8 protein-coding genes and 1 pseudogene are annotated in these 10,507 nt (G+C 71.8%); 3 read left to right on the top strand and 6 right to left on the bottom strand.

From position 1 onward, the window contains the following. Positions 1–683, bottom strand: a pseudogene (locus GTW40_RS23105) (NlpC/P60 family protein); the annotation flags it as partial. A gap of 369 nt (positions 684–1,052) precedes the next feature. Here GTW40_RS23105 and GTW40_RS23100 point away from each other — a divergent pair. Next, positions 1,053–1,406, top strand: a complete 354-nt coding sequence (locus GTW40_RS23100) for a hypothetical protein (RefSeq protein ID WP_161182106.1) — start codon at positions 1,053–1,055, stop codon at positions 1,404–1,406. Here the strand turns inward: GTW40_RS23100 and GTW40_RS23095 are convergent. Further along, positions 1,384–2,394 (bottom strand): tellurite resistance/C4-dicarboxylate transporter family protein, encoded by a 1,011-nt coding sequence (locus GTW40_RS23095; protein ID WP_161182105.1) that lies wholly within the window; start codon positions 2,392–2,394, stop codon positions 1,384–1,386. The two genes, GTW40_RS23100 and GTW40_RS23095, sit on opposite strands and share 23 nt — an antisense overlap. Before the next feature lie 259 nt (positions 2,395–2,653). Between GTW40_RS23095 and pcrA the strand changes: the two genes are divergently transcribed. After that, positions 2,654–5,134 (top strand): DNA helicase PcrA, encoded by a 2,481-nt coding sequence (gene pcrA / locus GTW40_RS23090; protein ID WP_161182104.1) that lies wholly within the window; start codon positions 2,654–2,656, stop codon positions 5,132–5,134. 84 nt (positions 5,135–5,218) lie between these two features. Here pcrA and GTW40_RS23085 read toward each other — a convergent pair whose 3' ends face one another. The 3 genes from GTW40_RS23085 to GTW40_RS23075 all read right to left on the bottom strand — a co-directional run bounded on the left by GTW40_RS23085 (position 5,219) and on the right by GTW40_RS23075 (position 8,468). Then, positions 5,219–6,733 carry a peptidoglycan DD-metalloendopeptidase family protein gene (locus tag GTW40_RS23085; RefSeq protein ID WP_161182103.1) on the bottom strand — a complete coding sequence of 505 codons (1,515 nt, stop codon included), beginning with the start codon at positions 6,731–6,733 and terminating at the stop codon, positions 5,219–5,221. Positions 6,734–7,006: 273 nt separating this feature from the next. Continuing rightward, positions 7,007–7,558 carry an SMI1/KNR4 family protein gene (locus GTW40_RS23080; protein WP_161182102.1) on the bottom strand — a complete coding sequence of 184 codons (552 nt, stop codon included), beginning with the start codon at positions 7,556–7,558 and terminating at the stop codon, positions 7,007–7,009. A 58-nt stretch (positions 7,559–7,616) separates the two neighbouring features. Beyond that, positions 7,617–8,468, bottom strand: coding sequence for an alpha/beta fold hydrolase (locus GTW40_RS23075; RefSeq protein ID WP_161182101.1), 852 nt, complete (start codon positions 8,466–8,468; stop codon positions 7,617–7,619). A gap of 220 nt (positions 8,469–8,688) precedes the next feature. Between GTW40_RS23075 and GTW40_RS23070 the strand changes: the two genes are divergently transcribed. Further along, complete coding sequence (locus GTW40_RS23070; RefSeq protein ID WP_161182107.1) at positions 8,689–9,111, top strand: cobalamin B12-binding domain-containing protein; 423 nt, start codon at positions 8,689–8,691, stop codon at positions 9,109–9,111. A 38-nt stretch (positions 9,112–9,149) separates the two neighbouring features. On the opposite strand, the gene GTW40_RS23065 is transcribed toward GTW40_RS23070, so the two are convergent. Continuing rightward, positions 9,150–10,507: DUF5691 domain-containing protein (locus tag GTW40_RS23065; protein WP_161182100.1), on the bottom strand; the 1,358-nt coding region annotated here is incomplete at its 5' end.

Here is a 10,507-nt window from a genome sequence, read left to right as displayed (position 1 = left end):
GCGCGGACCGGCCGGGCGGCCGGGACGGCGCGGTCGGCGTGGGCCGGTGCGGCGCCGGTGGCCTTCTCCCGTTCCCGGGAGGTGAGCCGGTCGAGAAGCCGCCGGGCCTCGGTCAGCTTCGTGGTGACGGTCTTCTTCTGCCGCTTCAGCTCCGCCTGGCGGCTCCGCAGCGACTTCAGCTCGACGCGGGCGGCACCGCGCAGCCGCTCGATCTCGCGCAGCTGGGTGCGTACCCGGGTGACGGCACCGGCCTGCTGGTCGCCGACGCGCTCGGCGAGCGCGGCTCCGTCCAGGTACCGGTCGGGGTCGCTGGAGAGGGCGAGCTGCCAGGTCGGGGCGATGGTGCCGTCGCGGTACTGCGCGGCCGCGTAGGTGCCGAGCGCGTCGCGGGCGGTGTTCAGCCGGGCCTGCTCGCGGGCGGTCTCGTCGTACAGCGAGTTGAGCCGCCGCTGTGCCGCGTCCGCCTTCTCCTTGGCGCCGTTGTACTTCTCGGTGGCGCTCTCCGCCTCCCGGTACAGCGTGTCCACTCTGGTCCTGACCTGCGCCGGGGTGAGCTGGGGCTCGGCGTGTCCGACTCCCTCGAAGGCCGTCGCGGTCGCCGCCCCCGCGAGGGCGAGGGTCGCGGCCGTGCGGGCGGTGTTGCCACCCAGCGAGCGATGTCGGGGCCTCCGGTGCGTTGCCACCTGGACCGTCACGTCCTTCCCTGGACTCGTACGGCCGAGGACCCGTACGACTCGAGCGGCCGGTGTCCGGCTGCCGCCCGCACAGGGGAGACGGGCAGCCGCCGGACGTTCCTCGGCGGTGGTGTCCGGCTGCCGCCCCTGGTCCGGGCGGCGTGGGGAGCCGGTCACCTGGGGGAGGACGCTAGGCGGGTGTGTGACAGCTTGGTAACGGGTGTGCTGAATTGTCCGCGACAGTCCTTATCGAGACCGATTACGACCGGGTCGCCTAAGTGGAAGCGTCGCCTTCGCGCGGGCTGGTGACCGATGAGCGCATTGCGGACACGTGAGGCAGGAGAGGTGCTACGGCGCGCCCCCGCTAGGCTCCTGAACATGGACGTACTCATCCATCTCTTCGTCGGCCTGCACATCATCGGCATCGCCGCGCTGCTCGGCGGTTTCCTCACCCAGATGAAGGCGATGGGCCGGGGCACCGCCCGCTTCGTCCCGGGCATGCTGCACGGCGCGTTCACCATGCTGGTCACCGGCGTGATCCTGGTCGGCCTCAACGAGGCGCAGGGCCACCACGTCAACTCCATCAAGATCGGCATCAAGCTGGCCCTGCTGATCGTGATCCTCGGCCTGGTCTACGTGAAGCGTGACGAGGAGACGGTCGACAAGGGCTCCTTCGCCCTGGTCGGCGCGCTGACCACGGCGAACATCTTCATCGCCGTGCTGTGGACGTGACCCCGGACGCCTCGGGACCGCCGTCCTGACCCCGGGCTCCGGACCGCGCCGCGAGCACCGCGCCCGCGGCGGCCGCGAGCCACACCGCGAACGACACCCACACCAGCACCCGGCCCGGCACCCGCAGCCAGCCGATGCCCACGGCGGCCGCGACCGCGAGGGTCGTCGCCCCCGTCATCCCCATCGAGAAGACCGTCGCCCAGCGCCCGAGGCCGTACCGCGGACGCGGGCGCGCCAGTTCCGCCACCAGCAGGACGGCGTACCAGGCCAGGTCGAGGACGAGCAGGGCGACCGTCACATCGCGCAGGACGCCGCTGTCGTCCACATTCCACAGGTACAGCCGCGAGCTGTCGGCGGAGATCAGCCGGGCCCCGGCCAGCGCCGAGACGGACAGCGCGCCGCCCGCGATCCAGTGGTCGCCGGGGCCCCGTGTCAGCTCGCGCGGGTCGAAGCGCGGCAGGGCGAGGCCGTAGAGCAGCAGGCCCACCCCGAACAGCACCAGTGCGGTGTGGGCGAGCCACGCCACCGCCTCGGTTCCGGCGAGCGTGGCCGCCAGTACCGCGAGCGCCTGTGTGGCCACACAACACAGGAACACCGCTCCGGGCATGCGATGCCCCCAGTGCCGTACGACGACGTAGAGCAGCACCGGCCAGCACAGTGCGGCCAGGGCCAGCAGCGCCTCGGCCAGGACGGGCGCGTCGAGCAGCGCGAAGCGGGTGCCGAGCATGGCCGTCGCGGCCACGGCGGTGAGCGCGACCGGGGTACGGGCCTCGGTCAGCCACCGCTCCCGCTGCCGGGCCAGCCGTACGGCGAAGTCGGCGCCCAGTGCGAGCCAGCCGACACAGGCCAGGGCCAGGAAGATCAGGGACACCGTCTCGGCGCCGGCCAGACGCAGGCCGATCGAGACGACGGCGGTCGCCATCACGGCGGTACCCGCCGCCGGAGGACGTTCCCACCACCACGCGCGCAGACCTGGGATGCCGGACATGTCCCGATGCTAGGGAGCCGCGCCGCCCCGGCCCGCAGGGCACGCGCGCGGGGGGCTCGAAAGGACGCGCGCCCCCGCCCGGCCCTCGGGGTGTGCTCGCCGACGGCGTGGGCCGCATCACCCCCGGCCTCCCCCGCCAGGCCACCGGCCGCTGCGACCAGGCCATACACCGCCCCACCGAGATCAACTCCCCGGAATTCCGAACGGGTTCCCCGGGTGGCGACCGGTTGTCGGTGGGGCGCCCTAGACTCGTAGAGCGATGAGCAGCCTCTTTGACGACAGCTTCCTGGCGGACCTCCAGGCCCCGCACGGCCACGAGGAACAGCCCCCACCGCCCGAGGACGAACACGCTCCGGAGCCGCTTCCGGACGATCTGTTCGGCGGGAAGTTCGACCTGCCGCCGGACCGCGACGCGCACTACCGCGACGGCGCCCCGCGCCCCGCGATCGACGCGGCGGCCCTCCTGGACGGGCTGAACGAGAACCAGCGTGCCGCGGTCGTGCACGCGGGCTCCCCGCTGCTCATCGTCGCGGGCGCCGGGTCCGGCAAGACGCGCGTGCTCACCCACCGCATCGCCCACCTCCTGGCCGAGCGCCATGTGCACCCGGGCCAGATCCTCGCGATCACCTTCACCAACAAGGCCGCGGGCGAGATGAAGGAGCGCGTCGAGCAGCTCGTCGGACCGCGCGCGAACGCGATGTGGGTCATGACCTTCCACAGCGCCTGCGTCCGCATCCTGCGCCGCGAGTCGAAGAAGCTGGGCTTCACCTCGTCGTTCTCGATCTACGACGCGGCGGACAGCAAGCGGCTGATGGCCCTGGTCTGCCGCGACCTGGACCTCGACCCCAAGCGCTACCCGCCCAAGTCCTTCAGCGCCAAGATCAGCAACCTCAAGAACGAACTGATCGACGAGGAGGACTTCGCCGCCCAGGCCACCGACGGCTTCGAGAAGACCCTCGCCCAGGCCTACGCGCTCTACCAGTCCCGGCTGCGCGAGGCCAACGCGCTCGACTTCGACGACCTGATCATGACCACGGTCAACCTGCTGCGTGCCTTCCCGGACGTGGCCGAGCACTACCGCCGCCGCTTCCGGCACGTCATGGTCGACGAGTACCAGGACACCAACCACGCGCAGTACGCCCTGGTCCGCGAGCTGGTCGGCACCGGTGCGCACGATGAGGACGTGCCGCCGAGCGAGGCCGACCTGCCGCCCGCCGAGCTGTGCGTCGTGGGTGACGCGGACCAGTCGATCTACGCCTTCCGCGGCGCGACCATCCGCAACATCCTCCAGTTCGAGGAGGACTACCCGAACGCGACGACGATCCTGCTGGAGCAGAACTACCGCTCCACGCAGACCATCCTCTCCGCCGCCAACGCGGTCATCGAGCGCAACGAGTCGCGCCGCCCGAAGAACCTGTGGACCAACGCGGGCCAGGGCGCGGGCATCGTCGGCTATGTCGCGGACACCGAGCACGACGAGGCCCAGTTCGTCGCCGAGGAGATAGACCGTCTCACCGACGCGGGCGACGCCAAGGCCGGGGACGTCGCGGTGTTCTACCGCACCAACGCCCAGTCCCGTGTCTTCGAGGAGATCTTCATCCGCGTCGGCCTGCCCTACAAGGTCGTCGGCGGTGTCCGCTTCTACGAGCGCAAGGAGGTCCGGGACGTCCTGGCCTACCTGCGCGTCCTCGCCAACCCCGAGGACTCGGTGCCGATGCGCCGCATCCTCAACGTGCCCAAGCGGGGCATCGGCGAGCGTGCCGAGGCGATGATCGACGCCCTCGCCCAGCGCGAGAAGATCAGCTTCCCGCAGGCGCTGAAGCGGGTGGACGAGGCGTACGGCATGGCATCGCGCTCCACCAACGCGGTCAAGCGGTTCAACGCGCTGATGGAGGACCTGCACACGATCGTCGAGTCCGGCGCCGGACCGGCCACCGTCCTGGAGGCCGTCCTCGAACGCACCGGATACCTCGCCGAGTTGCAGGCGTCCACCGACCCGCAGGACGAGACCCGCATCGAGAACCTCCAGGAACTCGCCGCCGTGGCCCTGGAGTTCGAGCAGGAGCGCGAGGAGAGCGAGGACCAGGGCACCCTGGCCGACTTCCTGGAGAAGGTCGCCCTCGTCGCGGACTCCGACCAGATCCCGGACGATGAGGACGGCGACGGCGTCATCACGCTGATGACCCTGCACACCGCCAAGGGCCTGGAGTTCCCGGTCGTCTTCCTCACCGGAATGGAAGACGGCGTGTTCCCGCACATGCGCGCCCTCGGCCAGGCCAAGGAGCTGGAGGAGGAGCGGCGCCTGGCGTACGTCGGCATCACGCGCGCCCGAGAGCGGCTGTACCTCACCCGCGCCTCGATGCGCAGCGCCTGGGGCCAGCCCTCGTACAACCCGCCGTCCCGCTTCCTGGACGAGATCCCGGCCACCCACATGGAGTGGAAGCGGACGGGTGCGGCGGCCGCGCCGCCGTCCTCCCGGGCGGGTTCGATCGCGTCCTCGCTCTCCTCGTCCCGCTCGCGTTCGTCGGCGGCGGGCGCGTCCGGGTTCGCCACGCGGCGGGCCTCGGAGAAGCCGGTGGTGTCGCTGACGGTCGGAGACCGGGTCACGCACGACCAGTTCGGGCTCGGCACGGTCGTCGCGGTGGCCGGTGCGGGGGACAAGGCGCAGGCCACGATCGACTTCGGCGGCGGCAACGCCAAGCGGCTGCTGCTGAGGTACGCCCCGGTCGAGAAGCTGTAGCCGGGCGGGAAGCCGCAGACCAGACCGCAGACGAGTGAGCCCCCGCCTTCGAGGCGGGGGCTCGTTCTTCGATTTCGGAGACGATCAGGTCGGGTCGAGCCCGTGGCTGCGCAGCCACGGCAGCGGGTCGATCGCCGCGCCGCCGCCCGGACGCACCTCGAAGTGCAGGTGCGGACCGGTGGAGTTGCCCGAGTTGCCGGAGAAGGCGACCGGGTCGCCGGCCTTGACGGCCGTACCGCTGGCGACGCGGTAGCTGGACAGGTGGCAGTACCAGGTCTCGGTGCCGTCCTTGGCCGTGATGATCATCATGTTGCCGTAGGCGCTGTTCCACTTGGTGGAGACGACGCCGTCGGTGGCCGCCATCACGCTCGTGCCGTAGGCGACGGGGAAGTCGATGCCGGTGTGGACGGACATCCAGTTCACGCCCGCCTGGCCGTAGTAGGCGCTGAGACCCTTCTGGGCCACCGGGAGCAGGAACTTGGGGCGCAGCCGCTCCTTGAGCGCGGCCTCGGCGGCGGCCTTCCGCTTCTCCTCCGCCTTCTGCGCCTTGAGGTCGATGCGCTCCTGGGTACGGCTCGCCCGGTCGGTGAAGTCGTCGACCCCGGCGGAGAGCGTCTTGAGCTGGCTGTCCAGTTCGCTGTTGGCGACGGACGGCTGCACCGTGTGCGCGTCCGAGGCGGTGGCGCTGGTCTCCTGGGCGTCGTCGGTGAGGTTGCCCACCGAGGCGGCGGCGATCCCGGCCACGCCCATCACACAGACCGAGGGCACCGCGACCGTCAGCAGGGCCGAGCGCTTGGCGGGCGAACGGCGCCGGGAGCGGTTCGCGGCGCGGCCGCCCGCACGGGGTGCCGGTACGGTCTCCTCCTGGTCCTCCAGGAGGTCGGGCACGACGGGGAGTTCGCCGGTGGAGTCCGGCTCCTCCTCGGGCGGCGCCGTCTCGCCGAACTCCTCGATCGCGGCGGCGTCGCCGTAGGGGGAGTGCGGGTCGTCGTCCAGATGCTCGAAGGCGGCCGGCTGGTCGTACGACGCGTGGTCCTGCGCCTCGTACGGCACCGCGTCCTGCGGGTCGTACGGCGCCGGATGCTCTTGGTGCTCCTGGTGGCCGGAGGCCGCGCCGTCGGAGTTCCACTGCGTGGCGTCGTAGGCGCCGGTGTCATAGGTCTGGGCGTTCCAGTCCCACTGCTGGGCCTGGTCGTGGCCCGCCGCGCCGTCGGTCTGGAGCCACGCGTTCGCGTCCCACTGTCCGCTGACGTCGTGCCCGGTGGCCTGCGCGGGGACCTGCCAGGCGGTGGTCTCGTAGGCGCCCGTGTCGGCGACGGCGTGGTGCTGGGTGGCGTACGGGTCGTGCTCGTAGCCGGTCTGCCAGGCGGTGGTGTCGTACCCGCCGGTCTGCGCGCCGCCCGTCTGGACGCCGTAGTACGCGTCGAAGGCTCCGGTCTGGCCCGTGCCCACCGCGAAACCAGTGGCGTCGTAGCCGCTGTAGGTGGTGAGGTCGTCGTACGGGACTTCCGGTGCTCCGTACGGCGCGTAGTGCGCGGTGGAGGCGTCGGAAGCCGGGGCCGGGGAGGTCATGGTCCCCGACGGGTGACGGTCGTTCACCAACTTCTCTTTCGCCTCGACAACAGGGGCTGCCAGAGCAGTGCGGCGACTGTACCCGGCGGTACACGGGCGCCACAATCTTCGGCCGGTTTCGCGGCGACGGGAAACGGGCATTCAGCCGTGTTTCGGGGGTCGCGGACGCGAGTTTGGCTTTGTGTTCGAAGAGTGTTCGATGGTGAGTGACGTTGTGTCACCTGTGCGCGGGCTGTGTCGCGGGTGTTTCGAGTGCCGGTGAGGGTGGCCCGGTGCGGGGTCGGTCGGCGTGTCGCGTGTTCACAGGGCGGTCAGCCACTCCGTGTACCAGGCGTGGAAGCCGGGGTGTGAGGGGACGAATCCGGCCCAGTCCGGGTCGAAGAGCCAGATCTCCCCGGTGTGCGGGCCGTTCAGGACGAGCCGGAGGAACATTCCGCAGCCCAGTTCGGCCAGCAGGAGAGTTCCCCTGGTCGGCGTGGAGTACCCGGTCCCGATCCGGCCGGGCGCGGGCTCCGTGAGCGGGAACGGCGCGGCGAGACGCCCCGGCTGCCGGTCCTCCGCCCACTCGCCGTCCACCGCCCAGTCGTCTACGGCTTCGGGGCGGGGAGTGGTCAGGGGCAGCAGACCGTGGGCCGGACCGGCGGGGCCGTCGCCCACCTCCGCGACGAAGGCGCGGTACTCCGGCGGCAGTGCGATGCCGTGGGTGGTCTCGAAGGACCGGATCTCCTGCTCGGGAAGCGGGGGCCTGAGTTCGTAACGGTGCGTGTTCGCCCCGAAGCGTTCCCCGGACCGGTCGCGTGCCGCCGCCTCTCGCAGCCGTGTCCGTACGGCGGCTCCGTCCCAGGTCTCCATGGCGGTGACCGTAACAATGCGGGTGTTCTGCCGCCCGGGCGTTTCTTGGGTCGCCGGGTCAGGCCACCGTGAGGCCGCCCGACTGGCGCTTCGTCGCGGACTCGGTGTCCAGGGCGTCCCGTATCCCGGCGGCCACGGCGGGGTGGACGGGGAGGGCGAGGTGGCCGATGCCCGTGACGCGGACGTTGACGGCGTCCAGGTCGGGGTGCTCGACGCAGGCCGCCTCCAGGGGGTCCATCACGGAGTCCAGGTCGCTCCAGAAACTCACGAACCGCGTGCGGCAGCCGGGCGCCGGGCGAGCCAGCTCCTCGATGACGGCGGAGTCCGGGCGCATCTGCCGGACGATGGGGTGCGCGTTGGCCAGCGGTATCGCGCGGGTACCGGCGTGCGGGGTGCCGAGGGTGACGAGGGTGCGGACCCGCAGGTCACCGCCGAGGCACTGCACGTAGTAACGCGCGATCAGGCCGCCCAGGCTGTGGCCCACGATGTCGATCCGCCGACTGCCGGTGCGCTCGCAGATCTCCTCCACATGGCGGGCGAGCAGCTCGGCGGCCGTGCGGATGTCGCAGGTCAGCGGCGAGTAATTGAGCGATTCGACGCGCTGGCGGCCGTGCTGCGCGAGGCTGCGGCGCAGGAGGACGAACACCGAGCGGTTGTCGATGAAGCCGTGCAGCAGGATGACCGGCGGGCCCTGCGGGACGGGAAGCCGGGCCGCGCCGTCCGGCGGCGGGAGGGCCGCCTGGCGCCGCTCCTGGGTGAGTCCGGTCGGGTACAGCAGCACGTGTCCCGCCAGGATCGCGGCTTCGAGCGCGGTGGCTTTGAGCAGCGTGACGGACAGAGAGGCCAGTCTGCCGGGCCAGAAGCGGCGGCAGATCGGGAGGAAGAGCGGAAATACTCCGGTGACCTTCATTGGCCGACCTCCTGTCGGCGCGCGGAAGGCGTCTCTGTCTTCCATGCGCCCTCATGTCCCATCATGTGATTTCCCCCTCCCCGCCGGTCGTAAAACTGCCGGTTGCGGGATCCTGGGGATAACGTTCGTTCACTTCGCGACGGTGGCGGAACGTGCCAGAGATGCGGTACTTGTCGGTATGACGGAAGCGGCCGCTTCCGGTGGCTCGATGGAGGCAGTGATGGGTGTGGCAGCCGGTCCGATCCGCGTGGTGGTGGCCAAGCCGGGGCTCGACGGCCATGATCGCGGGGCCAAGGTGATCGCTCGCGCGCTGCGCGACGCCGGTATGGAGGTCATCTACACCGGTCTCCACCAGACGCCGGAGCAGATCGTCACCACCGCGATCCAGGAGGACGCCGACGCCATCGGCCTGTCGATCCTCTCGGGCGCCCACAACACGCTCTTCGCCGCCGTCATCGACCTCCTCAAGGAGCGCGACGCCGAGGACATCCTCGTCTTCGGCGGCGGCATCATCCCGGAGGAGGACATCGCCCCGCTGCGCGAGAAGGGCGTCGCGGCGATCTTCACGCCGGGTGCGACGACCGGGGCGATCGTGGAGTGGGTGCGGGAGAACGTACGGCAGCCCGCGGCTTCCGGCGGCTGACACCCCCTTCTCCCCTTACTCGGGCGCATTCGGGCTACTCAGGCGTTTTCGGGTATCAGCTCCTCCGCCATCGCCGTGCGCAGCCGCAGGGTGGTGGCGAGCCGCTGGAACGCCTCCGCCCAGTAGCCTCCCGCGCCCGGCCGGCCGTCCTCGCGTTCCTCGGGGCGGGCCAGCAGGGCCTCCAGGCGGGCGGTCTCCGACGGGTCGAGGCAGCGTTCGGCCAGGCCCATCACACCGCTGAAGCTCCATGGGTAACTGCCCGCGTCCCGCGCGATGTCGAGCGCGTCCACCACCGCCCCACCGAGCGGCGGCGCCCACGGCACCGCGCAGGCGCCGAGCAGCTGGAACGCCTCCGACAGACCGTGCCGGGCGATGAACCCGGCCACCCACTCGGCGCGTTCGGCCGCCCCCAGCGTGGCCAGCAGTCGCGTCCGGTCCGCGAGGGACACGGCACCGGGACCACCGGCCTCCGGCGCGGCGGGCGCCCCGAGCAGCACCGTCGCCCACTCCGCATCCCGCTGCCGCACCGCCGCCCGGCACCAGGCCGCGTGCAGCTCTTCCTGCCAGCCGTCGGCGACGGGCAGCGCCACGATCCCCTCCGGCGTACGGCCACCGAGCCGCGCGGACCACACCCCGAGCGGGGCCGCCTCCACCAACTGGCCCAGCCACCAGGACCGTTCACCCCGTCCCTTGGGGGCCCTGGCCGCCACGCCGTCCCGCTCCATGCCCGCGTCGCAGACGTGCGGCGCCTCCACGGCGACGGTGGGCTCCGCGCCCGTGTGGTCGAGGGCCACGCAGGTCAGGGCGCGCTCCGCCATCCGCGCGGCGAGTGCGGAGCCGGGGAGGGACGACAGCAACTCGGCCGCTATGGCGCGCACGTTGCGGCTACGGTCGGCCAACGCCCGCTCCAGGAACGGTTCGTCGTCCGTCGACAGATTCGCGCGCAAGGAGTCGACGAACATCAGGCGGTCCTCGGCGCGCTCCGTCGGCCAGGTGGATTCGAGCAACTCCCTTGCCTCCGAGGGGGCGTGGGACCGTACGGCCGTCAGTACGGCGACCCGCTCGGCGAACAGGCCCTCCTGCCAGAGCTCTCGTACGGCCTGGCCGTCCCCGGGGCTGGGTAGGGCCGAGCCCCCGGGAGCCGCGCGGCGGGCGAACCGCCAGTCCGGGTTCAGGCGGGCCAGCCACAGGGCTCTCGGGCCCGCGAACTCCAGTGCCGCCGGGCGCAGATCGGTCCTGCCCCGGGCCGCGTCGAGCAGGGCGGGCAGGAGGTGCGGGGGCGGCGCGTAGCCGTGCGCGTTGGCCGCCGCGAGCCACTGGGGGAGGAGCTCGGTGAGGTCGGGGGCGCTGCCGCGCCGGGTACCCGCGCCGGAACGGTCGGCGAGGAGGGCCGTGA

The organism is Streptomyces sp. SID4985, from assembly GCF_009863025.1.
Taxonomy (GTDB): Bacteria; Actinomycetota; Actinomycetes; order Streptomycetales; family Streptomycetaceae; genus Streptomyces.
Note: the sequence above shows the minus strand (reverse complement) of the source record. Positions and strands in the feature narration are given on the sequence as shown.

What these genes read in the sequence shown, in the direction of transcription:
- GTW40_RS23100 (WP_161182106.1), top strand. Translation starts at nt 1,053, where the DNA reads ATGGACGTACTCATCCATCTCTTCGTCGGCCTGCACATCATCGGCATC.
- GTW40_RS23095 (WP_161182105.1), bottom strand. Translation starts at nt 2,394, where the DNA reads ATGTCCGGCATCCCAGGTCTGCGCGCGTGGTGGTGGGAACGTCCTCCG.
- pcrA (WP_161182104.1), top strand. Translation starts at nt 2,654, where the DNA reads ATGAGCAGCCTCTTTGACGACAGCTTCCTGGCGGACCTCCAGGCCCCG.
- GTW40_RS23080 (WP_161182102.1), bottom strand. Translation starts at nt 7,558, where the DNA reads ATGGAGACCTGGGACGGAGCCGCCGTACGGACACGGCTGCGAGAGGCG.
- GTW40_RS23075 (WP_161182101.1), bottom strand. Translation starts at nt 8,468, where the DNA reads ATGAAGGTCACCGGAGTATTTCCGCTCTTCCTCCCGATCTGCCGCCGC.
- GTW40_RS23070 (WP_161182107.1), top strand. Translation starts at nt 8,689, where the DNA reads ATGGGTGTGGCAGCCGGTCCGATCCGCGTGGTGGTGGCCAAGCCGGGG.